This window comes from Thauera sp. JM12B12, assembly GCF_039614725.1.
Taxonomy (GTDB): domain Bacteria; phylum Pseudomonadota; class Gammaproteobacteria; order Burkholderiales; family Rhodocyclaceae; genus Thauera.
In genome coordinates this window covers 1-26993 of sequence record NZ_CP154859.1, presented here as the reverse complement: position 1 = coordinate 26993, position 26993 = coordinate 1, and the positions used below count along the sequence as shown (strand labels likewise).

The following is a 26993-nucleotide window of genomic DNA, read 5'->3' as shown; positions in this document are numbered from 1 at the left end:
AACAATGGACGACCAGATCCAGCGCCTGAAGGTGCTCGGCGCGGGCATCTTCAGCCTGATGCTCGCGCTCGGCGTCGCGCGCTTCGCCTACACCCCGCTGCTGCCGCTGATGCAGGCCCAGGCCGGACTCGGGCTCGCCGAAGGCGGCTGGCTGGCGGCGATCAACTATGCGGGCTATCTCACGGGGGCGCTGGTCGCGGCCTCGATCAGCGACCTCGTGCTCAAGGACCGGCTGTACCGCATCGGCATGCTGATGGCAGTGCTGACCACGGTGATGATGGGGCTGACCACCGATTTCTGGGTGTGGGCGCTGTCGCGCTACCTGGCGGGGCTGGCGAGCGCGGCGTCGATGCTGCTCGGCACCGGGCTGATCCTGAACTGGCTGATCCGCCACAACCACCGCCACGAGCTCGGCATCCACTTCGCCGGGATCGGCCTCGGTATCGCCGGCTGCTCGCTCGCGGTCGCGCTGATGAGCCTGTGGCTGGACTGGCGCGCGCAGTGGTTCGTCTTCACCGTGATCGCCTGTGGGCTGCTGGTGCCGGCGCTGTCGTGGTTGCCGGCGCCCGATACCAGCGGGGTCACCCGGAGCGGGGCGCCGATGCACGATAACCCGCCCAGCCCGCTGTTCATGCGCGTGTTCATGGCGTCCTACTTCTGCGCCGGGATCGGCTTCGTGGTGAGCGCGACCTTCATCGTCGCCATCGTCAATCGCCTGCCGGGGCTGGAGGGCCAGGGCAGCTGGAGTTTCCTCGCCATCGGCCTGGCGGCGATGCCGGCCTGCATCGTGTGGGACTTCATCGCCCGCCGCACCGGCGCCCTGAACGCGCTGATCCTTGCCGCGGTGCTGCAGATCGTCGGCATCCTGCTGCCGGTGGTGGTGGGCGGCATGCTCGGCGCGATCGCCGGCGCGCTGCTGTTCGGCGGCACCTTCGTCGGCATGGTGAGCCTGGTGCTGACCATGGCGGGGCGCTACTACCCGACGCGGCCGGCGAAGATGATGGGCAAGATGACCATCTCCTACGGCATCGCGCAGATCCTCGGCCCCGCGGTCACCGGCTGGCTGGGGGCGACCTTCGGCAGCTACGCGGGCGGGCTGTATTTCGCCGCGGCGACGATGGTGCTCGGTACGGTCCTGCTGGTGGTGCTGAAGCTGATCGAGCGCCGCGACGCGCACGCGGCCCGGTCCGCGCCTGCGCCCTAGGGGCGAGTCGCCCCCGATCGCGCGTCAGCGCTGGCCGATGCGGGCGCCGGCGAACAAGGCCTTGTGCGCTGCCGGCTGCGAGCGCCAGTACTGCGGCGGCGCCTGCACGTGCGCACCGAGCTTCGCCGCGGCGTGCCACGGCCAGCGCGGGTCGTAGAGCATGCCGCGGGCGAGCGCGACGAGATCGGCCTGGCCTTCGCTGACGATGGCTTCGGCCTGCTCGGGCTCGGTCACCAGGCCGACGCCGATCACCGGCGTCTGCACCGCGCGCCGGATCGCGGCCGCGAGCGGGATCTGGTAGCCCGGCCCGAGCGGGATCTTCTGTTGCGGCGACAGGCCGCCGCTCGACACGTGCAGGAAGCTGCAACCGCGCGCCTGCAGCGCCTCGCTGAAGGCGATGCTCTGCGCCACGTCCCAGCCGCCGTCGACCCAGTCGGTGGCCGAGAAGCGCACACCGAGCGGCAGCCCGGCCGGCAGCGCCGCGCGCACGGCGTCGAAGACCTCGAGCGGAAAGCGCAGGCGGTTCTCCAGCGCGCCGCCGTAGGCGTCCTCGCGCTGGTTCGAGAGCGGCGACAGGAACTCGTGCAGCAGGTAGCCGTGGGCGCAGTGCAGCTCGATCAGGTCGAGGCCGAGACGGACGGCGCGGAGGGCGGCGGCGACGAAGTCATCGCGCACGCGCGCCAGCCCGGCGGCGTCGAGTGCGATGGGCGCTCGCTCGCCGGCGGCATGCGGAACGGCCGACGGGGCGACCGTCTGCCAGCCGCCGTCGTCCGGCGCCAGCAACTGGCCGCCGTCCCAGGGCACCTGGCTGGAGGCCTTGCGCCCGGCGTGGCCGAGCTGGATGCCGATCGGCATCGCGGAGTAGCGGCGCACGGCGGCGAGCACGCGGCCGAGCGCGGCCTCGGTGTCGTCCGAATACAGGCCGAGGTCGCCCGCGGTGATGCGGCCTTCGGGCGACACCGCGGTGGCCTCGATGACCAGCAGCCCGGCGCCCGAAAGCGCGAGCTGGCCGAGGTGGATCAGATGCCAGTCGGTGGCACGGCCGTCCTCCGCGGAGTACTGGCACATGGGGGCGATGACGATGCGGTTGGGCAGGCGCAGGCGGCCGAGATCGAAGGGGGAGAACAGGGCGCTCATGATGCGGTCGAAGCCTCGGGCGTAAAGGGGCGAAAGCGAAGGCGGCAGCATCGGACAATTCGTCGGCGCTGTCGACATCCGCCGCCGCCGGCCTGGCAGCGAGGCCCGTCATGCGAGGCCGGGCTCGATGCGCATCGATTTCGCAATGCGGATGCAGGTTTCGATGCCGGCGAGGTCGATAAGTGGTATTTTCCCGGCGACTGCGATCGTGCGGCCATCACGCCGTGCAGGCGACAGGGGGTCGCCATCGGGAAGTCGGGACAAGATCTAAAACATATAGGGGAAATCAATGTCTGCAGGGAAATCGAAGATCATCTACACGCTCACGGATGAAGCGCCGCTGCTGGCGACGTGCGCCTTCCTCCCGATCATCCGCACCTTCACCGGCCCCGCAGGCATCGACATCGAGAAGGCCGACATTTCGGTCTCGGCCCGCGTGCTGGCCGAGTTCCCCGAGTACCTGAGCGAAGATCAGCGCGTGCCCAACACGCTCGCCGAGCTCGGCAAGAAGACGCTCGAGCCCGACGCCAACATCATCAAGCTGCCCAACATCAGCGCCTCGGTCGCGCAGCTCAAGGCCTGCGTCAAGGAACTGCAGGAGAAGGGCTACAAGATCCCCGACTATCCGGAAGATCCCAAGACCGACGAGGAAAAGGACATCCGCGCGCGCTACGGCCGCTGCCTCGGCTCGGCGGTGAACCCGGTGCTGCGCGAGGGCAACTCCGACCGCCGCGCCCCGGCCGCGGTCAAGAACTACGCCAAGAAGAACCCGCACTCGATGGGTGAGTGGAAGCAGTGGTCGCAGACCCACGTCTCGCACATGCACCACGGCGACTTCTATCACGGCGAGAAGTCGATGACGCTCGACCGCGCGCGCGACGTCAAGATGGAGCTGATCACCAAGTCGGGCAAGACCATCGTGCTCAAGCCCAAGGTCGCGCTGCAGGACGGCGAGATCATCGACTCGATGTTCATGAGCAAGAAGGCGCTGTGCGCGTTCTACGAGAAGGAGCTCGACGACTGCCGCGAGGCCGGCATCCTGTTCTCGCTGCACGTGAAGGCGACGATGATGAAGGTCTCGCACCCGATCGTCTTCGGCCACTGCGTCAAGATCTACTACAAGGACGCCTTCGAGAAGCACGGCAAGCTGTTCGACGAGCTCGGCATCAACGTCAACAACGGCATGGTCGACCTCTACGAGAAGATCAAGACCCTGCCCGAGTCCAAGCGCGACGAGATCATCCGCGACCTGCACGCCTGCCAGGAGCACCGCCCGGCGCTGGCGATGGTCGACTCGGCCAAGGGCATCACCAACTTCCACTCGCCCAACGACATCATCGTCGACGCGTCGATGCCGGCGATGATCCGCCAGGGCGGCAAGATGTGGGGTGCCGACGGCAAGCAGTACGACAGCAAGTGCGTAATGCCGGAGTCGACCTTCGCCCGCATCTACCAGGAGATGATCAACTTCTGCAAATGGCACGGCAACTTCGACCCGCGCACGATGGGCACGGTGCCGAACGTCGGCCTGATGGCGCAGAAGGCCGAGGAGTACGGCTCGCACGACAAGACCTTCGAGATCCCGGAGGACGGCGTCGCCAACATCACCGATCTGGCCACCGGCGAAGTGCTGCTGACGCAGAACGTGGAGGAAGGCGACATCTGGCGCATGTGCCAGGTCAAGGACGCGCCGATCCGCGACTGGGTCAAGCTCGCCGTGACCCGCGCGCGCAACTCGGGCATGCCGGCGATCTTCTGGCTCGACCCCTATCGTCCGCACGAGAACGAGCTGATCAAGAAGGTCAAGGTCTACCTCAAGGACCACGACACCAGCGGCCTCGACATCCAGATCATGTCGCAGGTGCGTGCGATGCGTTACACGCTCGAGCGCGTGGTGCGCGGCCTCGACACCATCTCGGTGACCGGCAACATCCTGCGCGACTACCTCACCGACCTGTTCCCGATCATGGAGCTGGGCACCTCGGCCAAGATGCTGTCGATCGTGCCGCTGATGGCCGGCGGCGGCATGTACGAGACCGGCGCCGGCGGTTCCGCGCCGAAGCACGTGCAGCAGCTCACCCAGGAGAACCACCTGCGCTGGGATTCGCTCGGCGAGTTCCTCGCCCTGGCGGTGTCGCTGGAAGACCTCGGCATCAAGACCGGCAACGCGCGCGCCAAGCTGCTCGCCAGGACCCTGGACGAGGCCACCGGTCGCCTGCTCGACGAGAACAAGTCGCCCTCGCCCAAGACCGGCCAGCTCGACAACCGCGGCAGCCAGTTCTACCTCGCCAAGTTCTGGGCCGAGCGCCTGGCAGCGCAGACCGAGGACGCCGAGCTGGCGGGCAAGTTCGCCCCGCTCGCCAAGGCGTTCGCCGAGAACGAGCAGAAGATCGTCGCCGAACTGGCCGAGGTGCAGGGCAAGGCGGTCGACATCGGTGGCTACTACAAGGCGGACGCCGAGAAGTGCAAGGCGGTCATGCGCCCGAGCGCCACGCTCAACGAGATCCTGAAGGCCGCCCGCGCGGCCTGAGCGGATTGAGGCTCAACCGGGGCGCAGTGCGCGGCCGGTGAGTCCGCAAGAGAGGGCGGGCCGACGCGAGTCGGTCCGCCCTCTTCGTTTACGGTCGCGGCGACGCGTGAGGCCCGGCGCTCAATCCCGCCGACCGGAGGCGAGGCGCTCGATCATCGCACGCACGGCGCGGATCTGGATGCCGTCGCGGGTGGCATAGTTCGCGTCGGTGTAGCCCCACCAGTCCCAGCATCCATTGGGATTCTTCCACGGGATCGACACCGCCTGCGGGAACAGCACGACCAGCCGGTTGGTGTCCGCCCAGCGGTCATAGCCGGTGTTGCGGACGAAGGTGGTGCCGTTGTAGAGCCCGCCGCCCGGCGGGCGGCGCAGCGGCAGGTAGGCCTGCCCCTGCTTGCAGCCGTGGAACACCACGTGCAGCCTGCAGCGCGCTCCCGCCGCGCACGCGGGCGGGATGTACACCCAGCCGCTCCGGTCCAGGCCGGTGCCCCACAGGTAGCTGAAGAGGCCGGTGTCCGGGATGTGCGCGCGCTGGTCGAACTCGAGGAAGCGGCCGTCCGGCGTCGGCGTCGTGCGCGCCGGGGCGACGCCGGGGCCGTAGATCCAGTCGAGGATGGCGTGCGCGGCCTCGAAGCCGCACTTGCCGATGTAGGGCTCGTCGGTCGCGCCGCAGGCGCCACCGTAGGCGGTGGTGGGCATGGTGTGACCGGCGGCCTCGAGCGTCACCGCCCGGACCGCGGTCGCGGGCAGGCCGAAGGCGTCGTAGTAGCCGTGCAACTGGCGGGTGATCGGCGCCGGCACCAGGGCGTCGCGGCCGCCCACCACGGTCACCACGCGCTGACGGGCGATCTGCGCCGGGTCGTCGATGCGGCCTTCGGCATGGAAGCTGCGGGTGGCGGCGACCAGTTCGGACACCGCCGCGCTCGTCTCGCCGACCTTGCACGACAGCGTCGGCTCGCCGGTGCACGAGCATGCGGTGGTGGCCTTCAGCACGCTGTCCTGGGCGCAGTAGTAGGGGCCGCCGGCGACGATGCCGGCGCCGCGGATGATCGAGGCATGGGCGACCTGAAACTGCACCGACATGAAGCCGCCCGAAGAGATGCCCGACACCGAGGTGTCCTCGAGGGCGATGTTCAGGGCCGGTAGCTCGACGGGTGGCGACGCGGCGCTGGCGGGTGCGGCGGCGAGCAGCAGCGCGGCCAGCAGCGTGCGCTGCGGCAGGCGCGGGGGTGCGGCGACGTTCATGTTCGGACTCCGGGGCGGACTTGGGGCGCGGCAGGCGATGCCGCTGTCGTGGCAGCTGCAAGCATAGTCGAGCGCGGGTCGGGTGCGGACCCCGGCGTGAGCTTCAATTGGCTAGACTGTCGGCCATCACCTTCACGGGACGCATCATGACCGCACCCACCCTGATCGCACTGATCTCGCAGAAGGGCGGATCGGGCAAGACCACGGTTGCCATGCAGCTCGCCGCGGGCCTGGCGCTGGCGGGCCATCGCGTGGCGCTGGCCGACCTCGATCCGCAGGAGAGCGCATCGCGCTGGGCCGAATCGGCGCCGCCGGAGGATCCCTTCGCCGCCGAGGTCGTGCGCCTGCGCGGCAGCGCGGCGGCGATGGCGAAGGCCCTGCGCCCGGTGGGCAATCGCGTTGACATCGTGGTCATGGACTGCCCGCCGTCGATCGAGCATCCCCACACCATGAGCGCGCTCGACCTGTGCCACCTCGCACTCGTGCCGGTCGTGCCGAGCCCGACCGACCTGTGGGCCACGCGCGGCATCGAGCGCCTGATCCTCGACCGCCGCCAGCGTCGCCCCGAGCTGCGCGGTGCACTGCTGCCCAACCGCGTCATGCGCACCGCGCTCGCCGGCGACGTGCTCGACGTGCTGCGTGACTTCCAGCTTCCGGTGCTCGACGCCGCATTGGGGCAGCGCAGCGCCTACGCGCTGAGCGCGGTGCGCGGCACCTCGGTGTTCGGTCTCGGACGGAGCGCGGCGGCGGCCCAGGAGGAGGTGTCGCAGCTCGTCGCCGCCGTGCTCGGGCTGATCGGGGACTGAGCGGCGGGCCGCTGCGCCGACCGGCTCAGGCGCGGGCGAACAGGCGCGTCCAGTAGCGCAGGCTGGCGGGCCAGGCGTGGACGGCGGTGTGGATCAGGTCGGCGGTGGACACATGGGTGGCGAAGGCCCGGGAGTCGGGCGCGGCGACGAGGCGCGCCGGCCACTCGCTCATGAAGCGCTGCAGGCCGACGTCGATCAGCGGCAGGTCGGCCTGCGCGCCGGCGCCGAGGTCGTGGAGCACGCCGGAGAGCGAGAGCCAGCTCTTGCGCAATACCGCCAGCTGCGCCCCGAAACCTGCCGCGCCTTGCAGGGCGAGTTCGTCGAGCAGCCGCAGCAGCCAGTCGAAGCCGGGCGGGCGGCCGCTGCGCACGAGCGCGTCGAGCGCGGCCCCCACCCGTGCAGTGATCGCTGCGCCCCGGGCATCGCGCAGGCCGAGTGCGGCGAGCCCGGCGACCACACGCGCCTCGTCGAGGGCGAGGGCGGCGAGCGCAATCGCCACCAGTGCCTCGCGATGCGGTTTCGACAGGCTGGCGGTAAGGCTCCAGTCCAATGCCGCGATACGGCCGTCAGGCGCGAGCAGCAGGTTGCCGCCATGCAGGTCGCCGTGGAACAGCGCGTCGTCGGCCGCCGACCAGAATGGCCGCCCCAGCAGGGCGGCGACCAGCGCGTGGCCGAGGCGGCGGCCCTGTCCCGGGCGCAGCGCGGCGTCGGCGAGCTTGGGACCCTCGACCCGCGCCATCGCGGTGATTTCGGGGGTGCACCAGGGCAGCAGCGCAGGCACGAAAACCGCCCCATCGGCGTCGAGCAGGGCGCTCGCGGCGCGCATGTTCGCCTGTTCGCGGTCGAGGCGGATCTCCTGCTGCAGCAGGCGGCTGGCGCTGGCGAGGTGGCTGCGGTAGTCGATGGCGGGCAGGCCGAGCGCCGCCGCCCGGTGCTCGAGGAAGGTGGCGAGCGCGGGCAGGATCGCGAGCTCTTCGGCCAGATGGCCCGCGATGCCGGGCTTGAGCACCTTGAGCACGCCTTCGTGAACACGGCCATCCTGTCGCCAGCTGCAGGGCAGCACCACCGCGACGCTGCCCTCAGCGAGCGCGCTGTCGGCGAGGCGCAGCGCGGAGCGCGGTCCGAGCCGGGCGCGAATCTGGCGCAGCAGCGCGTCCATGTCGACGCTCGGCGGCATCGACTCCAGGGCCTGAAGCTGACGGCGCAGCTCGGGATGCAGCGCGGGCTGACGGGCGACCACCTGGCCCAGCTTGTGCAGCGTAGGGCAGTGGGCGAGCAGGCCGGCGGCGCGCGCGGCCGGCGAGGCCTCGCCATCGAGCGCGAACTGCTCGGCGACGATGGCGTCGAGGCGCGGTGCGGGCAGGTGCTCGAGGAAGAAACCGATGGCCTCGACGAGCAGGGGACGCCAGGCGGCGAGCGTGTCGGGCAGCAGCGCACCGATGTCGAGGCCGTCGTCGTGCAGCCCTGCGGTCGTCCCGGGGTCGGGGATGGCCGGCTTCTGGATCATGGGTCGTCCGCGCGTCAGCGCTTGCGCCCGTGGGCCTTGCGCTTGTCGCTGGCGGCCGTGTCCTTCGCGCGGGCCTTCTTCGCGCTCGGGTGCTTCCTGGCGGCCTTTCCGGAGGCTTGCTTGCGCGACCTGGCCGGCTTGGCTGCGGCGTCCTCGTCGGCGAGCGGGGCGAGCGCGCGCACGAGCGCGAGCACCTCGGCGTTGTCGCGCGCACCGAGCGCCACCAGCGCGGCGCGCACCAGCTCCGAGCGGCTCGGGCGGTATCCGGCCTCGCCCAGATCCTGGCGCAGGATCTTCAGCCGGCGCCAGTCGCCCGAGCCCAGGGTGAAGCGCTCGCGCCGGGGCTCTTCCGGTGCAGCGGGCGGGCTTGCCGGGGCGCTCGGTTCGGCGGGCTGGGCGACGGCCGCGGGTGCGCGCGCTGCGGTGGGGATGGGCTTGGGTGTTGCGGCGGGTCCGCGAGTGGATGAGCCGCGGACCCGCCTGGCCGCGGGCTGTGCCGGCTGGGCAGCGGCCGGTGGCGGCGCGAGTTCGGGCAGGCGTTCGGCGAGCGCGGCGTCTTCCTGCTTGAGCGTGGCGCGCAGGGCCGTGCGGGTCTTGGTGTTCACCGCCTTCTCCTTCGATGTGCGAATGGATGCTGCATTCTTGTTGGTGTGCGCCGGGCGCGCAAGCGTGCCGTCCGCTTCCGGCCCGCCGCGATTCCGCCGTTCTGCGAGGGCTTGCGGCTGGTCAGCGCGGCGGTGCGGCTATAGACTCGCGGGCGAACGTCAATCGGCCGCGGTCAGCGGCCTCCGCCCGGCAGTCCCGAACATGCGCCAGCACTCCACATCCCACCCCGCCTGGCTCCAGCACGACATGGAGCAGGTCAACGCACTCATCCGCGCGCAGCTCAACAGCGAGGTGGTGCTGATCGGCCAGGTGGTCGATTTCATCCTCCACGCGAGCGAGCGCGTACGCCCTGCCCTCGTGCTCGCCGCCGCACGTGCGCTCGGCGATGGCGGCGAGCGCGCGTATGCGCTGGCGGCTGCGGTGGAGCTGATCCATATCTCGCTTGCGCTGCACGACGACGTCACCGAGGCGAGCGGCGGCGGTGCGGATGCGTACAGCGAAGGCGCCATGTTCGGCAACGCCGGCAACATCCTGCTCGGCGACCTGCTCTACACGGGCGCCTTCCGCATGATCGTTGACCTGCAGGACATGGAGGTCATGCGCGTGCTGTCGAACGCGACCAACGCCATCGCCGAGGGCGAGGTGCGCTACCGCGTGGCGCGCGGCGAGCCGGCGGCCTGTTCGCCGGAGGACTGGCTGGACATCGCGCGCCAGCGGCGGGCGCGGCTGTTCGAGGCGGGCGCCGAGTGCATGGCGATCCTGCTCGGCGCGGCGCCTTCGGCGCGCATGGCGCTCGCCGATTTCGGCCGCCATGTCGGCATGGCGCATACGCTGGAGACCGAAGCCGAGGACGCCGCTCGCTTCGGCGTCGAACAAGTCGCAGCGCGCGCCTGGCGCGAACGCGCCGCCGCGCAGGCGGCCATCCAGGCCGCAGGCGGCGCAGGCCTGGCCGAGCCCGAGCGGCTCGCGCTCTTCGGCTGAGGCGCGTCCCGGCGCCCGCTGCACGCGGCCGTCAGGCCGCGCGGCACTCGTTGGCGAGCGGCTTGTGCGTGCGGCCGTCGAGCAGCAGGCCCTTCCATGGCAGATCGATCCACACCAGGCCGCTCGCGGTGTCCTCGAAGCGTGGCAGCCCCGAGTAGGAAGGATCGCGCTCGAGCTGGTACTGGCCGCCCTTCCAGGCGAGCTGGATGCGGTGATTGACCGCGTTGGCGACCTCGCGCTGCAGCCGCAGGCGCTCGCCGCGCTCGCAGCGGTAATCGCCGCTCGGCAGCGCGAATTCGAACTGCGCGCCCCGTTCGCCGATGCCCGCCGCGGTGTCGACGACAGGGGGCTGCAGGGCGCAGGCGGAGAGAAGCAGGGCAGCGAGGGCGGGGAGTGCGAGGCGGGTCATCGGCGGCGCGCGGGTGAGGAGGTCCGCGTCATTGTAGGACCCTGCACCGCGCGCATCCGCCCTCGCTCCGGCGGCGTGCGGTAAGCAATCGTTACGGCGCGGCAGCGCGCCCGCGCCGCAGACCTGCCTTCACTTCACGTCGAGCAGGCTGTCGTCCCACTTGTCGTGCTTCTGCAGGCCGAGCAGGTTGGCGACGGTGGCGGCGATGTTCGACAGGCCGGCGGTCTCGACCGGCTTGAGGCCGAGTTTTCCGCCGCTGACCTTGTCGTAGAGGATCAGCGGCACCGGGTTGAGCGTGTGCGCGGTCTTGGCCTTGTAGCTGCCATCCTTGTTCTGCGCCGGCTGCCTGGTCTTCTTGTCGAGCTCGAACATCTCGTCGGCGTTGCCGTGGTCGGCGGTGATCAGCGCCACCCCGCCGGCAGCGTCGATCGCCGGCAACAGGCGCGACAGCGCCAGATCCACCGCCTCGATCGCCATGGTCGCGGCACGGAAGTTGCCGGTGTGGCCGACCATGTCGCCGTTGGCGTAGTTGCAGCGCAGCACCTTGTACTGGCCGGACTGCAGCGCGGCGATCATGGCGTCGGTGATCTCGGCGGCCTTCATCCACGGCCGCTGCTCGAAGGGCACGACGTCGCTGGGCACCTCCTGCCAGGTCTCGCCCTCGAACTTGTTCGAGCGGTTGCCGTTCCAGAAGTAGGTGACGTGGCCGAACTTCTGCGTCTCGGAGCAGGCGAACTGGGCCAGGCCGGACTTGCTGAACCATTCGCTGGAGGTGTCCTTGATCGCCGGCGGGGCGACGAGGAAGCGCTTGGGCAACTGCAGGTCGCCGTCGTACTGCAGCATGCCGGCGTAGGTCACGCGCGGATGGCGCACGCGGTCGAATTCGGTGAAGGCTTCCTCGACGAAGGCGCGCGTGATCTCGATCGCGCGGTCGCCGCGGAAGTTGTAGAACACGACCGAGTCGCCGTCCTCGATGGTGCCGATCGGCTTGCCTGCCTCGGCGATGACGAACTCGGGCAGGTCCTGGTCGATGGTGCCGGGGTGCTTTTCGCGCAGGCCGTGCACCGCTTCGGTGGCGTTGGCGAACTGCGGGCCTTCGCCGAGCACGTGGGTGCGCCAGCCGCGCGCCACCATCGGCCAGTTGGCGTCGTAGCGGTCCATGGTGATGGTCTGGCGGCCGCCGCCGGAGGCGATACGGGCGTCGAAGCCGTCGCGGCTGATGTCCTGCAGGAAGGCCTCGAAGGGCACCACGTAGTCGAGCGCGCTGGTCTCGGGGACGTCGCGGCCATCCAGCAGCGCGTGGATGCGCACCGTGGGCACGCCCTCCTCCTTCGCGCGCAGCACCATCGCCTTGAGGTGGTCGATGTGGCTGTGCACGTTGCCGTCGGAGAACAGGCCGATGAAGTGGAGGACGCCCGCCTTTCCGTTCGCGCCGGCCTTGGCGCCGGCGACGATCTGCTGCCAGGCCTCGCCCTGCCAGATCGCGCCTTCGGCGATCGCGTCGGCGACCAGCGCCGCGCCCTGCGCATAGACTTGGCCGGCGCCGATGGCGTTGTGGCCGACCTCGGAGTTGCCCATGTCGTCGTCCGAAGGCATGCCCACCGCGGTGCCGTGGGCGCGCAGCCGGATGTTGGGGCAGGTGGCGAACAGGCGGTCGAGCGTGGGCTTGCGCGCGGCGTCGATGGCGCTGCCGACGTCGTGCCTGGGGATGCCGTAGCCGTCCATCACGATGACGACGACGGGGCCCTTGACGCCGGCGAAGGCGGGGAATGTGTGCAGCATGGTCGCTTCCTGAAGGAAAAATCCGGGACCGGCGCGGGCAGGGGCGCCGCGCCGGCGAAAGCGATATTTTCCGTCAAATCGGCGGTGAAATTCATGTTCCTTGTCTATCGGGCCGATGCAGCACGCGTGCGCTCGGCGGCGGACGCATGGCTGCCATCCGCACGCCGGGGCGGACTCAGGCCGGTGGCCGGCGTGGCATCAGCCGGCGCAAGGGGCGACCGACACGGTCGCGGAAGCGCGGGCTGTGCAGGCAGATGCCGCCGACCAGGCCGACCACGCAGCCGAGCACGGTGTCGAGGAAGCGTGCCTCGATCAGCTCGACGAGCGGCGCATGGCCGAGGGTGGGCGCTTCGGCGAGCAGCAGCGTCAGCGGGGTGATGAAGACCACCGCGAGACCGTAGTGACGCACCACCAGGGTCTCGATCGCGAACGCGAGTGCGATCACCATCCACACGATCCGCCACGGATCGAGCGGCAGGCTGAGCAGGCCCCAGGCGACCAGCATGCCGAGCGCGGTCCCCAGCACGCGCTGCAGCTGCCGGTTCCACACCGCGCGCAGCGTGGCGCCCTGGATCACCGCAAGGCAGCTCACCGGCACCCAATATGGCCGGTCCAGCTGCAGCGCCTGGGCGAGGGCCAGCGACAGGCCGACGAAGCTGCCGATCATGACGGCGTCGAAGACGACGAAATCGAAGCTCGGCGGCGGCAGCGGCGCCACCGGCTCGGGGGCCTGCAAGCGCAGGATGTGGAGGCTGTAGAAAAAGGCGATCAGGGTGGCGAGCAGCGCGCCCATGGTCAGCAGGCCAACGCGCAGCGGAATCTCCTCAACCGTGCCGGGGGTGTAGGCGCCGATTGCCGCCGCCATCACGAAGAACAGGCTGCCGGGCGGGCCGAGACGGTAGAAGCGGCACACCATCGTCACCAGCGTCGCGATCAGCGCCAGCACGCCCACCTTTGCCAGGGGCAGGAAATGCGTCATGAGCCCGAGCGCGTAGCTGGCGGCGAGCCCAAAGGCGCAGGCCATCAGCCATACCATGCGGTGCGACAGCGGGGTGTTGGGCAGGTGTAGGAAGGCGAGCCCGCCGATCGAGGAGATCAGCCCGTACTCGAGATGCCCGAACCAGGCGCCGACCGCGAGCGGCAGACCGGAGGCGAGGGCCGCTGCAGCCGGCATCTGCCAGCGCCGGGCGCTGGGGGTGAGCGTGGTCAGGTGGCGCCATTCGGCGCGCACGAGATCCTTGAAGCGTTGAAGCGTTGAACGGGCAGTCATCGGCGATCGCTCGGGGTGGCCAGATGTCCAGCATAGTGCACCGCGCTGCGGCGGGAACGGGGCCTTCAGCCGGAATGCCGCGCCGCCTCGAGGCCGAGCATCGCCAGCTTGCGTTCGCTGCCCCAGCGATAGTCGCCGACCTCGCCGCTCTCGCGAATCACGCGGTGGCAGGGAATCAGGTAGCCGATGGTGTTGGCGGCCAGCGCCCCGCCCACCGCGCGGGCCGCGTGCGGCATGCCGAGCGCGTCTGCAAGCTGCCGGTACGACAGGCGCCGCCCCGGTTCGATGCGCATCAAGGCCTCCCACACCTTGATCTGGAAGTTGGTGCCGCGCAGCACCAGATGCACGCTGCCGCGCGTCGGCGTGCCTGGAAAGATCCGCTGCATCAGCACGCGGCCGCAGGCGTCGTCGTGCCGCAGTGTGGCGGCGGGCCAGCGTGCGCGCAGGCCGCCGAGCATGGCCGCGTCATCGCCTTCGCGAAAGGCGAAATGGCAGACGCCCCGTGCGGTCCATGCCACCAGTGCGTCGCCGAACGGGGTCGGCGCGAAGCCGAAGCCGATGTCGATGCCGCGCGCGGCGGCCTTGATCTCGCCCGGCGTCATCGCCTCGCAGCTCACCATCAGCGCATGGAGCCGGCTCGGGCTGCCAAGGCCGGCTTCCGCGCTCACCGCGAGCACGTCGGCAGCGTCCGCGAGCTGGCGGCGGGCGTACTCCTTGGTCAGGTACTGGAGAAACCGCTTGGGCGAGATCCCGGCCCACTCGGCGAACACGCGCTGCAGATGCTGCGGACTGAGATGCACCGCCGCGGCGATCTCGTCCAGCGCGGGCTGGCTGCGGGCATGGGTGCGGACGAAGGCGATGCTGCGGGCGACGATGGCGTAGTGACGCGCGGCGGTCTGTGCAGAGGACATGGCGGTCTCCGGGGCGCTGCGGGCTGCGAACGCGCCGCGCCCGGCAGCACGGGCGGGTGGGCTCCGGCCTCAGTATGCCGGGGCCCGCACGCCGATCAACCCGATTCTTGCGGACTTCATCGGGCAAGCCGGTGCGCTCCGGATCGCTCCGCGTTAACGGAAACCATACGCGCACGGAAACGCCTGGCTGGTCGCTCGATGCGCGAGGTCCTAAGATTCGTGCGATGCGAGAGGCGCGTCGGAGCTTGTGCGGCCGCCTCCACCCGACTTCGAATGGAGCGCTTCCATGCACGCCCCCAAGATCCTCCCCTGGCTGGCCCGCAAGGCCGGCATCACCGATCACGACGCTCTCGACATCTGGCGGCGCGCGCTTGACGAGGCCGTGGCGCAAGCCGGCGGGCGCGTCGATGCGTCGTTCAGCCGCGTCGCGGTCGATCGCCTTGTCGCCCTGGTGCAGTCGAGCGCCAAGAGCGCATTTCCCGCGGCGGGTCTGTCGGACCACGGGCATCGCCCGCAGGCCGATCTCTGCGCCGGCTGACGCGATCGGGGGCGGGCGCGCGCCTGCGCGCGCGACCGGCCACCCGACCCTCGCGGGCCCGCCGCCCTGTCTCCCTCCTCCACTGTGATGTGGTTCGTGCCCGCCGCGTGCGGGCACTTTTTTTGGTGCGCCCCGTTTGTCGGCTTCAGGCCTGGGGCAGCAGGTCGACCGAACGCATGATCCGCTTCAGCGCGGGGTCTTCGCTGTCCGCGCATTTCCGGGCTGCCTCTTCGAAGCAGTCGATGAACAGCTGACTGAGCGCGCTCAGCGTGTCGTTGCGCCGCACGATGATGGCGGTGCGCATCTCGGGAAGCTGTTCGCGGATCGGCAGTGCCTGGACGCGGCCGCGCAGCAGCGGCGTCTCGAGCAGCGGCCAGGGGCAGATGGTGAGCATGTCGCCGACCTCGAGCATGCTGATCGCGACCAGCGCAGAGCGCGCATGATGCACGCGGTGCGGTGGCGGCGAGATGCCGTACGGGGCCAGCAGTTCGATGAGCGGCTGATCCCGGCTTTCCCCCCGCAGGGTGAGGACCCAGTCCTGATCGACCAGCTGCTGGAAGGAGGTGCAGGCGGCGAAGGGATGGCCGAGGCGGCCGACGACGGCGAGGTCGCAGCGGAACAGTTCGCGGGCGTCGAAGTGCGTCGCGATCGAGGGTGGCGGCGACATCGCGATGACGAGGTCGAGGGTGCCGTCGCGCAGCGACTTGTGCGTCGCGCCCACCGCCTCGGTTACGTCGAGATGCACGCCCGGACGCAGGGCGTGAAAGCGGGCGAGCGCATGGGGCAGGATGGACTGGGCGATCCAGGGCGTCACCCCGATCGTCAGCGCGCCGCCCGAGCGGCCGCGGATCTGCGCGAGCTCTTCCTCGGCGCGACCGACCTGGCCGAGGATCAGGCGCGCATGCACGAGCAGCTGCGCGCCGGCGTGGGTGGGCACTGTGCCGTGCGCCTCGCGCTTGAGCAGGGGGGTCGCCAGCGTCGTCTCGAGTTCGCGCAGCGCCTGGCTGATGGCTGCGGCCGACACGCCCAGCGCGGTCGCTGCCGCGCGCACGCTGCCGCAGTCGGCCACGGCGACGAAGTAACGCAACTGGTTGATCTTCATCGATCGCTGTCCCCGCCGGGGCCGGCGGGGCCGTCACGCCCGTGACGACCCCGGGTACGCCTTTCGGATCAGAACACGCTGAAAGGATAGTCGACGAAGACGCGGACTTCGCGGCCGCTGACGTTGTAGCCGGCAGCATCGCTGGAGACGCGCAGCGCCGAGGTACGAAGGCGGATGTTCAGGTCCTTCGCTGCACCACTCTGCACGGTGTAGGAGAGCTGGTTGAAGAACTCGTGCTCCCTGCCGTCCGTGGTGGTGCCGACATCGATGTCGCTGCCGCGCACGTAGGCCACGCGGTACTTCAGGCCGGGCAGGCCGTACTGGCCAAAGTCGAGCGTGTAGGCGAGCTGCCAGGATTTCTCGTCCTTGCCGTTGAAGTCGGACCAGTAGGAGTTGGCGAGCCAGATCGAGGCGCCGCCGTTGCCGGTGCCGCCGGCGTTCTGGTAGAAGCCGTAGTCGAAGCCGACGTCGCCGCTGCTGCGCTGGTAGGCGAGGGTGATGCCGTGCGGGCCGGTGGCGTAGGTCGCGGCGAGGCTCCAGATGCGGTTCTTGTCGTCGCTGACGTCGTACTTGGTGCGGTAGCCGTTGAAGTCGAAGCTCAGTGTGTTGCTGGTGATCGGCAGTGCGTAGTTCAGGTTGACGTACTGGCGCTTGAAGCCGCTCGCACGCACGGCATGGTCGACGTCGGAGAAGTAGAGCGCCCCGCCCAGCGCGTCGTTGAACTGATAGCTGCCGCCGAGCACGTCGATGCCCTTCAGCCCGCCGCTGTCGCGACCCTCATCGCTCTTGCGCGACTGGGCGTGGAAGGTGCCGGCGACCAGCTCGAGGCCTTCGATCTCGTTCGAGGTCAGCATGGTGCCGGTGTAGCTCTCGGGCAGCAGGCGCGAGTCGTCGTGGTTCAGCACCGGCAGGCTGGGGCGGAGGTCGCCGTAGGCGAGCACGGTGCTGGACACGCGCACCTTCAGCGAGGCGCCCGCCTTGGCCACGTCGCGCTCCACCTCGCCGGTGAGCGGGTCCTTGTAGAAGAAGTCGATGCCGCCGGCGCCGGCGCGGCGACGGGTGCTGTCCAGGCGCAGGCCGTAGGCGCCGAAGGCGTCGACGCCGAAACCGACGGTGCCCTGGGTGTAGCCGGACTCGAAGTTGGCGATGATGCCCTGGCCCCATTCGCGCTTGTCCTGGTTGCCGTCGCGGTAGTCGCGGTTGATGAAGGCGTTGCGCAGCAGCACGTTGAGCGTGCTGTCCTCGACGAACCCCTTCGCATCGGCCTGGCCGCCCGCGAGTGCCGGCGTCGCGGTCGCGAGCCCCAGAATGATCAAACCTGCCCACTGCTTAGACATTGCGTCGTCCTCGATGATGTTTGTCGTTTTGCTGAAAGCGGTATGGCGCCTATCGGCGGCGCCAGCGGGCGCGGATTTTCTCATCTTTCCGGGGCCGGCCGCCGGCTTCCCGCGGCATCCCGGAAATCGGGCGGCGAATGTGTCTTTTTTTCGCACAGGATAGCTTTTGTTGTGCAGTGCAAACTTGATGAATAGCGTCGAGCAATGATGCCCATTGCTTCAATCGCGTGCGTCGTCTGCTAGGCTGAATCCGTGAACAGATGGGTTTCGCCACTCGGGAGTGGCTCGCCGGCGAGCGAGCGCCGCTCGCAACCGGGTCCAACACAGCGTCAAGAGGAGAACGACATGAGCGACAAGGACACGAACACGGCCGGCAAGTGCCCGGTGATGCATGGCGCCAACACGGCTTCGAGCAACTCGGTGATGGCGTGGTGGCCCAACGCACTCAACCTTGACATCCTCCACCAGCACGACCGCAAGACCAACCCGATGGGCCCGGACTTCGACTACCGGGAAGAACTCAAGAAGCTCGACGTCGACGCCCTCAAGAAGGATCTCAAGGCGCTGATGACCGACAGCCAGGACTGGTGGCCTGCCGACTGGGGCCACTACGGCGGTCTGATGATCCGCATGGCCTGGCACGCCGCCGGCACCTACCGCGTGGCCGACGGCCGCGGCGGTGGCGGCACCGGCAACCAGCGCTTCGCCCCGCTCAACTCCTGGCCCGACAACGGCAACCTCGACAAGGCGCGCCGCCTGTTGTGGCCGATCAAACGCAAGTACGGCAACAAGGTGAGCTGGGCCGACCTCATCATCCTCGCCGGCAACATGGCCTACGAGTCGATGGGCTTCAAGACCTTCGGCTTCGCTTTCGGCCGCGAGGACATCTGGCACCCCGAGAAGGACATCTACTGGGGCTCGGAGAAGGAATGGCTGGCCCCCACCGGCAGCGAGGGCTCGCGCTACTCCGGCGAGCGCGACCTCGAGAACCCGCTCGCCGCGGTGATGATGGGCCTGATCTACGTGAATCCCGAGGGTGTCGATGGCAAGCCCGACCCGCTCAAGACCGCCCACGACGTGCGCGTGACTTTCGCCCGCATGGCGATGAACGACGAGGAAACCGTGGCGCTCACCGCCGGCGGCCACACCGTCGGCAAGGCGCACGGGAACGGCAGCGCGGCCAACCTCGGGCCGGCACCGGAGGGCGCGGACATCGCCGAGCAGGGCTTCGGCTGGATGAACCACACCACCCGTGGTGTCGGTCGCGATGCGGTGACCAGTGGCATCGAGGGCGCGTGGACCGCCAACCCGACCAAGTGGGACAACGGCTATTTCGACATGCTTTTCAAGCACGACTGGGAGCTGCGGAAATCGCCCGCCGGCGCCTGGCAGTGGGAGCCGGTGAACATCAAGGAAGAGGACATGCCGGTCGATGTGGAGGATCCGTCGATCCGTCGCACGCCGATCATGACCGACGCCGACATGGCGATGAAGATGGACCCCGAGTACCGCAAGATCGCCGAGCGCTTCCGCGATGACCAGGCCGCCTTCGAGGACGCCTTCGCCCGCGCCTGGTTCAAGCTGACCCACCGCGACATGGGCCCGAAGGCGCGCTACGTCGGTCCCGACGTGCCGGCCGAGGATCTGATCTGGCAGGACCCGGTGCCCGCCGGCAACAAGAACTACGACGTGGCCGCGGTGAAGGCGAAGATCGCCGCCGCCGGGCTTTCGGTGGGCGAGATGGTCGCCACCGCCTGGGACAGTGCCCGCAGCTTCCGCGGCTCGGACTATCGCGGCGGCGCCAACGGCGCACGCATCCGCCTCGCCCCGCAGAAGGACTGGGAAGGCAACGAGCCCGGTCGTCTCGCCAAGGTGCTCGCGGCCTACGAGAAGATCGCGGCCGAGACCGGTGCCAGCATCGCCGACGTGATCGTGCTCGGCGGCAACGTCGGCGTGGAGCAGGCGATCAAGGCCGCCGGCTTCGATGTGGACGTGCCCTTCGCCCCGGGCCGTGGCGATGCGACCCAGGCGCAGACCGACGTCGAGTCGTTCGAGGTGCTCGAGCCGGTGCATGACGGCTTCCGCAACTGGCAGAAGAAGCACTACGTCGTGCAGCCCGAGGAGATGCTGCTCGATCGCGCCCAGCTGCTCGGCCTGACCGCGCCCGAAATGACCGTGCTGATCGGCGGCCTGCGCGTGCTCGGCGCCAACCACGGCGGCAGCCAGCATGGCGTGTTCACCGACCGCGTCGGCGCGCTCACCAACGACTTCTTCGTCAATCTGACCGACATGCGCTACAGCTGGAAGCCCACCGGGCGCAACAGCTACGACATCGTCGAGCGCAAGAGCGGCGAGAAGAAGTGGACCGCGACCCGGGTCGACCTGGTGTTCGGCTCCAACTCCATCCTGCGCGCCTATGCCGAGCTCTACGCGCAGGACGACAGCAAGGAGAAGTTCGTGCGTGACTTCGTCGCCGCGTGGACGAAGGTCATGAACGCCGACCGCTTCGACCTGAACTGAGCCGACTGAAGCCCGCCGGGCCGCGTCCGCCCACGCCGCGCATCGGTGCGGCGTGGGCGGTCTTGTCTTGCGGCGCGGCTCAGGCCCCCCACAGCGCCTCGCCACCCGCATCGCGGTAGGCGAGGTAGGCGCGCAGGTCGAACTCGTACTGGTGGTAGGCGGGCTCCATGTGCAGGCAGAGCTGGTAGAAGGCCTTGTCGTGCTCGCGCACGCGCAGGTGGGCGAGCTCATGGACGACGATCATGCGCAGGAAGGCGTCCGGTGCGTTGCGGAACAGGGTCGCGATGTGAATCTCGCGCTTGGCTTGCAGACGCGCGCCCTGCACGCGCGAGATCGCGGTGTGGGTGCCGAGGGCGTTGCGGATCACATGGAGGGTGTTGTCGAAGCGCACCTTGCCCAGCGGCGGCGCGCTGCGCATGTGTTCGGCCTTGATCGCCTGCACGTAGTCGTAGAGGGCGCTGTCCGAGCGCACCGCGTGGGCGTCGGGATAGCGCCTGCGCAGGGCGTCGGCGAGCCGGCCCTGGTCGATCGCGGCGGTGACCTGCTGCACCAGCGCCGGAGGGTAGCCGGCGAGGTAGTCGGGGGCGCGGCGGGTGCTCATCGCGGCGGCAGCTTGTCGAAGCCGATGTATTCGGCGACGAAGCGGGCCTTGCCCTCGCGCAGGAAGCGCTCGAAGTCCCACCCGCCCGCCGCGAGCCGATGTGCGAAGCGCGCACGGAAGACGTAGGTCCAGGCCTGGGTGCGCGCGCCGTCTGCGCGTTCGACATCGACGATGCGGCGCTCGTACTCCTCGCCCTCGAAGGCATCGAGGCGGGACCAGGCCGCCTCGGGCAGGTCGAGGTAGAGCACGCCCCGCACATGGTCGCGCGCATTGGGCACCAGCCCGGGATAGGCCGCCCCGGTCACCGCGTGGCGGCGGTATCCCCTGAGCGTGGCGGGGGCGTGGTCCGGGCGGATGCCACAGACGGCGGCCATGATGTCCTCGCACATCAGCGAGCCGTAGGTGAAGCAGGCGGTGGGAACAGTGTGATCGTTGCGGTTCATGGCTTCGGCGGTACCGTGGCGATGCATGTGAGGCGAAAGCGCCGCGCGTCGGGCGGCCATGCCGCGCCGCCCGGGGCGAATCAGAACGGTACCGGACTTTCGAACTGCAGGGGTACGCGGGTGCGCGGGTGGATGAAGGCGATGCGGGCGGCGTGCAGGTGCATGCGCTCGAAACACGCCGCCCGCTCTGCCGGTGCGTAAAGGCGATCGCCCAGGATCGGGTGGCCGAGGGTGAGCAGGTGCACGCGCAGCTGGTGGGCGCGGCCGGTGACCGGCTTCAGCACGACGCGCGTGTGGGCGTCGGCGCCCTCGCCCAGGCGGGCGAGCACCCGGTAGCGGGTGAGGGCCCGCCGTCCATGCAGCGGGTCGACGATCTGGCGCGGGCGGTTGGCGGCGTCCTCGCCCAGCGGCAGGTCGATCTCGCCCTCATCCAGTGCCATGTGGCCATCGACGAGCGCGACATACTCCTTGCCCACAGTACGCTGCTCGAAGGCGAGGCTCAGCCGGCGCAGCATCTCCAGGCCGCGTGCGAACAGCACCAGCCCCGAGGTGGCCGCGTCCAGCCGATGGACGATGCGTGCCTCCGGATGCAGCGCCTGCACGCGGGCCGCCAGGCAGTCCTGACGGTCGGCGCCGCGCGCGGGAACGGAGAGCAGGCCGGCCGGCTTGTCGACGACTAGGAGGTCGTCGTCGAGGTGGATGAGGGTGGTCAGCTGCTACACCAATCACACATCGATGTTCTGCGCATACAGAGCATTGCTCTCGATGAACGCCCTCCGCGGCTCCACGTTATCCCCCATCAGCGTGGTGAAGATCTCGTCGGCCGCGATGGCGTCCTCGATCTGTACGCGCAGCAGGCGGCGTACGGCGGGGTCCATGGTGGTTTCCCACAGCTGCTCGGGGTTCATCTCGCCGAGGCCCTTGTAGCGCTGCTTGCTGAGGCCGCGCTCGACTTCGCTGAGCAGCCAGGTGATGGCGTCGGCGAAGCGGGTGACGGCCTGGCGCTTCTCGCCGCGGCGGATCTCGGCGCCGGGGCCGATGAGGCCGGCGATGGCCTCGGCGGCGTTGCGGATGCTGCGATAGTCACCGGAGACGAGGAAGTCCTGCTCGACCCAGCCGAACTTGCGGTTGCCGTGGTGCAGGCGCTCGATGGTGAGGCGCCAGCCTTCGGATTCGTCGTGGTACTCGGCGTAGATCTGCAGGCCTTCGGGCAGGTGGGGCTGGATGCGTTCGGCGGAGGCGCGGGCGGCGGCTTCGTCCTCGAGGCTGACCTCGAGATCGTGGGCGAGCATGACCTGCAGCACCTCGGGGTCGATGTAGCTGGCCAGGCGGCGGATGACGGCCTCGGCGAGCAGGTAGCTGCGCGCCAGCCCGCCGAGCGCCTCGTCGGCGATCGGGTCGGCCCCCTCGCGCGGGACGAGCATGGCGCCGTCGAGCGCGAGCTTGAGCAGGTGGCCGTTGAGCTCGGTGTCGTCCTTGATGTAGATCTCGGTCTTGCCGTGCTTGATCTTGTACAGCGGCGGCTGGGCGATGTAGATGTGGCCGCGCTCGACCAGCTCGGGCATCTGACGGTAGAAGAAGGTGAGCAGCAGGGTGCGGATGTGGGCGCCGTCGACGTCGGCGTCGGTCATCAGGATGATGCGGTGGTAGCGCAGCTTCTCGGGCTTGTAGTCGTCCTTGCCGATGCTCGTTCCCAGTGCGGTGATCAGGGTGGCGATCTCCTGGCTCTGCAGCAGCTTGTCGAAGCGCGCCTTCTCGACGTTGAGGATCTTGCCCTTGAGCGGCAGGATCGCCTGGAACTTGCGGTCGCGGCCCTGCTTGGCCGAGCCGCCTGCGGAGTCGCCCTCGACCAGGTAGAGCTCGCACAGCGCGGGGTCCTTTTCCTGGCAGTCGGCGAGCTTGCCGGGCAGGCCGACGCCGTCGAGCACGCCCTTGCGGCGCGTCATCTCGCGCGCCTTGCGGGCGGCGTCGCGGGCGCGCGCGGCCTCGACGATCTTGTTGCAGATCGTCTTGGCGTCGATCGGGTTCTCGAGCAGGAAGTCGCCGAGCTTGCTGGCGACGACCTCTTCCACCGCCGGGCGGGCCTCCGACGACACCAGCTTCATCTTGGTCTGGCTGGCGAACTTGGGGTCGGGCATCTTGACCGACAGCACGCAGGCCAGGCCTTCGCGCATGTCGTCACCGGTGATGTCGACCTTGGCCTTCTTGGCGATCTCGTTTTCTTCGATGTACTTGTTGATGACGCGCGTCATCGCCGCGCGCAGGCCGGTGAGGTGGGTGCCGCCGTCGGCCTGCGGGATGTTGTTGGTGTAGCACAGCACCTGTTCCTGGTAGCTGTCGTTCCACTGCATCGCGACTTCCACCGCGAGCTCGGCGTCGTGGCCGTGGCCGGTGGGGATGCGGGTGGTGCCCTGGGCGTAGAACACGTTCGGGTGCAGCACCGTCTTGGCGCGGTTGATGTACTCGACGAAGCCCTTCACCCCGCCGGCGAAGGCGAAGTCCTCTTCCTTGCCGGTGCGCTGGTCGATGAGGCGGATCTTGACGCCGTTGTTGAGGAACGAGAGCTCGCGCAGGCGCTTGGCGAGGATGTCGTAGTGGTACTCGACGGTGCCGAAGATCTCCTCGTCGGCGAGGTAATGCACCTTGGTGCCGCGCTTGGTGGTCTCGCCGATGACGCGCGCCGGGCTGACCTCGACGCCGTCGACGATCTCGATGACGCGGTTCTGCGGCTTGCCGCGCTCGAATTCGAGCAGGTGGCGCTTGCCGTCGCGGGCGACGGTGACGTTCATCCACTTCGACAGCGCGTTGACGCAGGACACGCCGACGCCGTGCAGGCCGCCGGAGACCTTGTAGCTGTTCTGGTTGAACTTGCCGCCGGCGTGCAGCACGCACATGACGATCTCGGCGGCCGAGCGTTTGGGCTCGTGCTTGTCGTCCATCTTGACGCCGACCGGGATGCCGCGGCCGTTGTCGGTGACCGAGATCGAGTTGTCGGCGTGGATGGTGATGACGATGTCGTCGCAGTGGCCGGCCAGGGCCTCGTCGATGGAGTTGTCCACCACCTCGAACACCATGTGGTGCAGGCCGGTGCCGTCGGAGGTGTCGCCGATGTACATGCCGGGGCGCTTGCGCACGGCTTCCAGCCCTTCGAGCTGCTGGATGCTGGATTCGTCGTAGTCGTTGCCCGTTTGCGGGGCCGGCGTGTTCTGCGGTTCGGACATGGTCATCTCGGTGATTCGTAAAGAACGGGGTGCTGCGGGGTGGGTCTGGGCGGGGCGCTTCCCGGTGGGAGCGGGCTTGCCCGCGAAATGGGCCAGATCAGGTGTCATTCGCGGGCAAGCGCGCTCCCACGGTATCGGCGCGCAGCGCTTGCGCTCAGATGCGCATCGGCATCACGACGTACTTGAACTTCTCGTTGCCCGGCAGGGTGATCAGGGCGCTGGAGTTGCCGTCGTTGAAGCGCCAGTCCACGGTCTCGGACGAGAGGTTGTTGAGCACGTCGAGCAGGTAGGTGACGTTGAAGCCGATGTCGAGCTTGTCGCCCTGGTAGTCGATCTCGAGCTCGTCCTGTGCTTCTTCCTGCTCGGCGTTGGTGGACACGATCTTGAGCAGGCCGTCCTCGAGCACCATGCGCACGCCGCGGAACTTCTCGTTGGTGAGGATGGCTGCGCGCTGCAGCGCGGACAGCAGCGGCTGCCGGGCGAAGCTGACCAGCTTGGGGTGTGCGGTCGGGATCACGCGCTCGTAGTCGGGGAACTTGCCGTCGATCAGCTTGGTGACAAGCTCGATCGGGCCGAAGCGGAACACCGCCTGGTTGCCGGCGAGCAGGATCTCGAGCGGGTCGTCGTTGTCGGCGAGCTGGCGGGCGAGTTCGAGCACGGTCTTGCGCGGCAGGATGGCTTCGGTGCGCTGCGCGTGCTGGGAACTGAGAGGCGCCTCGAGGTCGGAGGCGGCATAGGCGAGGCGGTGGCCGTCGGTGGCGACCATGCGCAGTTCGCTGCCTTCGGCGATCAGCAGCAGGCCGTTGAGGTAGTAGCGGATGTCCTGCTGGGCCATCGCGTACGAGACCTGGGCGAGCTGACGCTTGAAGGCGCGCTGACCGATGGTGAGACGGGCTGCGGCTTCGGCGGGCGGCGTCAGGCTCGGGTAGTCGGCGGCGGGCAGGGTCTGCAGCTGGAAGCGGCTGCGGCCGGCCTTGACCGTGAGGCGCTTGTCGTCGAGGGTCAGGCTGACCTCGGCGGAGTCGGGCAGGGCGCGCAGGATGTCCTGCAGCTTGCGCGCGCCGACGGTGATCGCGGCGTCCTCGCCGCCGATGTGGCCGCCGGTGGTGGTGCGGATCTGGATCTCGATGTCGGTGGCGAGCATGGTGAGCTGGTCACCGTGCTTCTCGATCAGCACGTTCGACAGGATGGGCAGCGTGTGGCGCTTCTCGACGATGCCGGCGACCGACTGCAGCGGGGCCAGGAGCGCATCGCGGGTGGTGGTGAGCAGGAGCATGGCGTCTCGGATCGGGTCGATGGGTTGATCGGAACTGCGTTGCTGTCGTTGCTCAGCCCCGCAGGACCTGGGTGAGCACGTGGACGTCGTGGTTGAGCTGGGCGTCGCCGAGGCGCAGCTCGGTGATGGTGCGGCAGGCGTGCAGCACGGTGGTGTGGTCGCGGCCGCCGAAGGCCTCGCCGATCGCCGGCAGCGACATCGGCGTGAGCTCCTTGGCCAGCCACATCGCCACCTGGCGCGGGCGCGCGATCACGCGCGTGCGCTTCTTGGAGTGCATGTCGGCGACCTTGATCTTGTAGTAGTCGGCGACCGTCTTCTGGATGTGCTCGATGGAGAGCTGGCGGTTGTGCGCGTGGAGCAGGTCCTTGAGCGCCTCCTTGGCGACCTCGAGGCCGATCTGGCGGCCATGGAAGCGCGCGTAGGCGACCACCTTGTTGAGCGCGCCCTCGAGCTCGCGCACGTTCGAGCGCAGGTTCTTGGCGATCAGGAAGGCGACGTCGTCGTCGACCGCCACGCGCAGGGCCTCGGCCTTCTTCTTGAGGATCGCCACGCGCATCTCGAGCTCGGGCGGCTCGATCTGCACGGTCAGGCCCCAGTCGAAGCGGGAAATGAGGCGGTCTTCCAGGCCCTGGATGTCCTTGGGGTAGGTGTCGCAGGTGATGACGATCTGCTTGCGCGCCTCGGTGAGCGCGTTGAAGGCGTGGAAGAACTCTTCCTGCGTCCGGTTCTTGTTATTGAAGAACTGGATGTCGTCGATGATCAGCATGTCGAGCGAGCGGTAGTAGCGCTTGAAGGCGTCGAAGCTCTTCTGCTGATAGGCGCGCACCACGTCGGCGTAGTAGTCCTCGACGTGCACATAGCGGATGACCGCGCGCGGGTTGTGGCGGAACACCGCGTTGCCGATGGCGTGCACCAGGTGGGTCTTGCCGAGGCCGACGCCGCCATAGACGAACAGCGGGTTGTAGGACGTGCCCGGGTTCTGCGCCACCTGCATGGCGGCGGCGCGCGCGAGGTCGTTGGCGCGACCGGTGACCAGGGTGTCGAAGGTGAAGTCGGGGTTGAGCCGGGTCTTCTCGTAGGCGAGCTCGAGACCGCTGGCGGGCTCGGCGCTGCGGGCATTGCCCGGCGCGCTGCGGCGCGCGCGCGCAGGTTCCTGCGGCACTTCGGCGGCAGGGGGCGGTTCGATCGCGGCGATCGTGACCTCGGCGCTGTCGGCGCCGGCGCCGGCGGTGGCGGGCGTCGGTGCGCTGCGCGCGGCGGGCGTGGCCGCGTTGGGCTGCGCTGCGGCCGGAGCGGCGGCGGGGCGCGCAGGGCGGGCGGCGCCTGCGGGCGGCAGCTGGAGGTCGACGGCAAGCGGCACGCCTGCGAACTCTTCGCCCAGCTCCTGGACGCGGCGCAGATAGCGCTCGCGCACCCACTGCAGCACGAAGCGGTTCGGCGCGTAGAGGGTCCACGCGTTGCCTTCGCCGGATTCGGCCCGCAGGGTCTTGATCCAGGTGTTGTACTGCTGCTGGGGCAGTTCCTGCTCAAGGCGCGACAGGCAGAAGGTCCAGAAATCTTGAGTCAC

22 protein-coding genes are annotated in these 26993 nt (G+C 69.3%); 6 read left to right on the top strand and 16 right to left on the bottom strand.

Features of this window, described 5'->3' with window-relative positions; genetic code table 11:
- The first annotated feature begins 4 nt into the window (after positions 1–4).
- On the top strand, positions 5–1204 hold the full coding sequence (locus tag AAG895_RS00110; RefSeq protein ID WP_345793537.1) for a YbfB/YjiJ family MFS transporter: 1200 nt from the start codon (positions 5–7) through the stop codon (positions 1202–1204).
- 24 nt (positions 1205–1228) lie between these two features.
- Here AAG895_RS00110 and AAG895_RS00105 read toward each other — a convergent pair whose 3' ends face one another.
- Complete coding sequence (locus AAG895_RS00105) at positions 1229–2392, bottom strand: NADH:flavin oxidoreductase/NADH oxidase (RefSeq protein WP_345793536.1); 1164 nt, start codon at positions 2390–2392, stop codon at positions 1229–1231.
- A 238-nt stretch (positions 2393–2630) separates the two neighbouring features.
- Between AAG895_RS00105 and AAG895_RS00100 the strand changes: the two genes are divergently transcribed.
- Positions 2631–4871: an NADP-dependent isocitrate dehydrogenase gene (locus AAG895_RS00100; RefSeq protein WP_345793535.1), complete on the top strand. Its 2241-nt coding sequence runs from the start codon at positions 2631–2633 to the stop codon at positions 4869–4871.
- 120 nt (positions 4872–4991) lie between these two features.
- On the opposite strand, the gene AAG895_RS00095 is transcribed toward AAG895_RS00100, so the two are convergent.
- The gene (locus tag AAG895_RS00095; RefSeq protein ID WP_345793534.1) at positions 4992–6116 is read right to left on the bottom strand and encodes a poly(3-hydroxybutyrate) depolymerase; all 1125 of its coding nucleotides are present in this window, start codon (positions 6114–6116) and stop codon (positions 4992–4994) included.
- A gap of 146 nt (positions 6117–6262) precedes the next feature.
- Here AAG895_RS00095 and parA point away from each other — a divergent pair, with 146 nt between their 5' ends.
- Positions 6263–6922: a ParA family partition ATPase gene (gene parA / locus AAG895_RS00090; protein ID WP_345793533.1), complete on the top strand. Its 660-nt coding sequence runs from the start codon at positions 6263–6265 to the stop codon at positions 6920–6922.
- Positions 6923–6947: 25 nt separating this feature from the next.
- On the opposite strand, the gene AAG895_RS00085 is transcribed toward parA, so the two are convergent.
- Both AAG895_RS00085 and AAG895_RS00080 read right to left on the bottom strand, forming a co-directional pair.
- The gene (locus AAG895_RS00085; protein WP_345793532.1) at positions 6948–8429 is read right to left on the bottom strand and encodes an AarF/UbiB family protein; all 1482 of its coding nucleotides are present in this window, start codon (positions 8427–8429) and stop codon (positions 6948–6950) included.
- Between the two features lie 14 nt (positions 8430–8443).
- A complete protein-coding gene (locus tag AAG895_RS00080) occupies positions 8444–9034 on the bottom strand; it encodes a hypothetical protein (RefSeq protein WP_345793531.1) in 591 nt (196 codons plus the stop codon).
- 202 nt (positions 9035–9236) lie between these two features.
- Here AAG895_RS00080 and AAG895_RS00075 point away from each other — a divergent pair, with 202 nt between their 5' ends.
- Positions 9237–10016 (top strand): polyprenyl synthetase family protein, encoded by a 780-nt coding sequence (locus tag AAG895_RS00075; RefSeq protein ID WP_345793530.1) that lies wholly within the window; start codon positions 9237–9239, stop codon positions 10014–10016.
- A 31-nt stretch (positions 10017–10047) separates the two neighbouring features.
- On the opposite strand, the gene AAG895_RS00070 is transcribed toward AAG895_RS00075, so the two are convergent.
- The 4 genes from AAG895_RS00070 to AAG895_RS00055 form a co-directional block, all read right to left on the bottom strand.
- Positions 10048–10425 (bottom strand): hypothetical protein, encoded by a 378-nt coding sequence (locus AAG895_RS00070; RefSeq protein ID WP_345793529.1) that lies wholly within the window; start codon positions 10423–10425, stop codon positions 10048–10050.
- A gap of 129 nt (positions 10426–10554) precedes the next feature.
- Positions 10555–12207, bottom strand: coding sequence for a 2,3-bisphosphoglycerate-independent phosphoglycerate mutase (gene gpmI, locus AAG895_RS00065; protein ID WP_345793528.1), 1653 nt, complete (start codon positions 12205–12207; stop codon positions 10555–10557).
- Between the two features lie 175 nt (positions 12208–12382).
- On the bottom strand, positions 12383–13477 hold the full coding sequence (locus tag AAG895_RS00060; RefSeq protein ID WP_345793527.1) for an FUSC family protein: 1095 nt from the start codon (positions 13475–13477) through the stop codon (positions 12383–12385).
- Between the two features lie 65 nt (positions 13478–13542).
- The gene (locus AAG895_RS00055) at positions 13543–14388 is read right to left on the bottom strand and encodes a methylated-DNA--[protein]-cysteine S-methyltransferase (protein ID WP_345793526.1); all 846 of its coding nucleotides are present in this window, start codon (positions 14386–14388) and stop codon (positions 13543–13545) included.
- A gap of 286 nt (positions 14389–14674) precedes the next feature.
- Between AAG895_RS00055 and AAG895_RS00050 the strand changes: the two genes are divergently transcribed.
- On the top strand, positions 14675–14926 hold the full coding sequence (locus AAG895_RS00050) for a hypothetical protein (RefSeq protein ID WP_345793525.1): 252 nt from the start codon (positions 14675–14677) through the stop codon (positions 14924–14926).
- Between the two features lie 145 nt (positions 14927–15071).
- Here the strand turns inward: AAG895_RS00050 and AAG895_RS00045 are convergent, their stop codons facing one another.
- On the bottom strand, positions 15072–16028 hold the full coding sequence (locus AAG895_RS00045; RefSeq protein ID WP_345793524.1) for a LysR substrate-binding domain-containing protein: 957 nt from the start codon (positions 16026–16028) through the stop codon (positions 15072–15074).
- Positions 16029–16096: 68 nt separating this feature from the next.
- A complete protein-coding gene (locus AAG895_RS00040) occupies positions 16097–17365 on the bottom strand; it encodes an OprD family outer membrane porin (protein WP_345793523.1) in 1269 nt (422 codons plus the stop codon).
- A gap of 345 nt (positions 17366–17710) precedes the next feature.
- Between AAG895_RS00040 and katG the strand changes: the two genes are divergently transcribed.
- A complete protein-coding gene (gene katG / locus AAG895_RS00035) occupies positions 17711–19885 on the top strand; it encodes a catalase/peroxidase HPI (RefSeq protein WP_345793522.1) in 2175 nt (724 codons plus the stop codon).
- A gap of 79 nt (positions 19886–19964) precedes the next feature.
- Here the strand turns inward: katG and AAG895_RS00030 are convergent, their stop codons facing one another.
- The 6 genes from AAG895_RS00030 to dnaA form a co-directional block, all read right to left on the bottom strand.
- Complete coding sequence (locus AAG895_RS00030) at positions 19965–20486, bottom strand: YgjP-like metallopeptidase domain-containing protein (RefSeq protein WP_345793521.1); 522 nt, start codon at positions 20484–20486, stop codon at positions 19965–19967.
- A complete protein-coding gene (locus AAG895_RS00025) occupies positions 20483–20929 on the bottom strand; it encodes a gamma-glutamylcyclotransferase family protein (RefSeq protein ID WP_345793520.1) in 447 nt (148 codons plus the stop codon). The genes AAG895_RS00030 and AAG895_RS00025 overlap by 4 nt, the downstream gene beginning before the upstream one ends.
- A gap of 80 nt (positions 20930–21009) precedes the next feature.
- Positions 21010–21642 carry an RluA family pseudouridine synthase gene (locus AAG895_RS00020; RefSeq protein ID WP_345795345.1) on the bottom strand — a complete coding sequence of 211 codons (633 nt, stop codon included), beginning with the start codon at positions 21640–21642 and terminating at the stop codon, positions 21010–21012.
- A gap of 12 nt (positions 21643–21654) precedes the next feature.
- On the bottom strand, positions 21655–24150 hold the full coding sequence (gene gyrB / locus AAG895_RS00015; RefSeq protein ID WP_345793519.1) for a DNA topoisomerase (ATP-hydrolyzing) subunit B: 2496 nt from the start codon (positions 24148–24150) through the stop codon (positions 21655–21657).
- 154 nt (positions 24151–24304) lie between these two features.
- The gene (gene dnaN / locus AAG895_RS00010) at positions 24305–25426 is read right to left on the bottom strand and encodes a DNA polymerase III subunit beta (protein WP_345793518.1); all 1122 of its coding nucleotides are present in this window, start codon (positions 25424–25426) and stop codon (positions 24305–24307) included.
- 52 nt (positions 25427–25478) lie between these two features.
- The gene (gene dnaA, locus AAG895_RS00005) at positions 25479–26993 is read right to left on the bottom strand and encodes a chromosomal replication initiator protein DnaA (protein ID WP_345793517.1); all 1515 of its coding nucleotides are present in this window, start codon (positions 26991–26993) and stop codon (positions 25479–25481) included.

Coding starts and splice junctions, on each gene's coding strand:
- parA (WP_345793533.1), top strand. CDS start 6,263: ATGACCGCACCCACCCTGATCGCACTGATCTCGCAGAAGGGCGGATCG.
- gpmI (WP_345793528.1), bottom strand. CDS start 12,207: ATGCTGCACACATTCCCCGCCTTCGCCGGCGTCAAGGGCCCCGTCGTC.
- AAG895_RS00060 (WP_345793527.1), bottom strand. CDS start 13,477: ATGACTGCCCGTTCAACGCTTCAACGCTTCAAGGATCTCGTGCGCGCC.
- AAG895_RS00085 (WP_345793532.1), bottom strand. CDS start 8,429: ATGATCCAGAAGCCGGCCATCCCCGACCCCGGGACGACCGCAGGGCTG.
- AAG895_RS00105 (WP_345793536.1), bottom strand. CDS start 2,392: ATGCTGCCGCCTTCGCTTTCGCCCCTTTACGCCCGAGGCTTCGACCGC.
- AAG895_RS00100 (WP_345793535.1), top strand. CDS start 2,631: ATGTCTGCAGGGAAATCGAAGATCATCTACACGCTCACGGATGAAGCG.
- AAG895_RS00070 (WP_345793529.1), bottom strand. CDS start 10,425: ATGACCCGCCTCGCACTCCCCGCCCTCGCTGCCCTGCTTCTCTCCGCC.
- AAG895_RS00025 (WP_345793520.1), bottom strand. CDS start 20,929: ATGAACCGCAACGATCACACTGTTCCCACCGCCTGCTTCACCTACGGC.
- AAG895_RS00040 (WP_345793523.1), bottom strand. CDS start 17,365: ATGTCTAAGCAGTGGGCAGGTTTGATCATTCTGGGGCTCGCGACCGCG.
- AAG895_RS00110 (WP_345793537.1), top strand. CDS start 5: ATGGACGACCAGATCCAGCGCCTGAAGGTGCTCGGCGCGGGCATCTTC.
- gyrB (WP_345793519.1), bottom strand. CDS start 24,150: ATGTCCGAACCGCAGAACACGCCGGCCCCGCAAACGGGCAACGACTAC.
- AAG895_RS00095 (WP_345793534.1), bottom strand. CDS start 6,116: ATGAACGTCGCCGCACCCCCGCGCCTGCCGCAGCGCACGCTGCTGGCC.
- AAG895_RS00050 (WP_345793525.1), top strand. CDS start 14,675: ATGCACGCCCCCAAGATCCTCCCCTGGCTGGCCCGCAAGGCCGGCATC.
- AAG895_RS00030 (WP_345793521.1), bottom strand. CDS start 20,486: ATGAGCACCCGCCGCGCCCCCGACTACCTCGCCGGCTACCCTCCGGCG.
- AAG895_RS00045 (WP_345793524.1), bottom strand. CDS start 16,028: ATGAAGATCAACCAGTTGCGTTACTTCGTCGCCGTGGCCGACTGCGGC.
- katG (WP_345793522.1), top strand. CDS start 17,711: ATGAGCGACAAGGACACGAACACGGCCGGCAAGTGCCCGGTGATGCAT.
- dnaN (WP_345793518.1), bottom strand. CDS start 25,426: ATGCTCCTGCTCACCACCACCCGCGATGCGCTCCTGGCCCCGCTGCAG.
- AAG895_RS00075 (WP_345793530.1), top strand. CDS start 9,237: ATGCGCCAGCACTCCACATCCCACCCCGCCTGGCTCCAGCACGACATG.
- AAG895_RS00055 (WP_345793526.1), bottom strand. CDS start 14,388: ATGTCCTCTGCACAGACCGCCGCGCGTCACTACGCCATCGTCGCCCGC.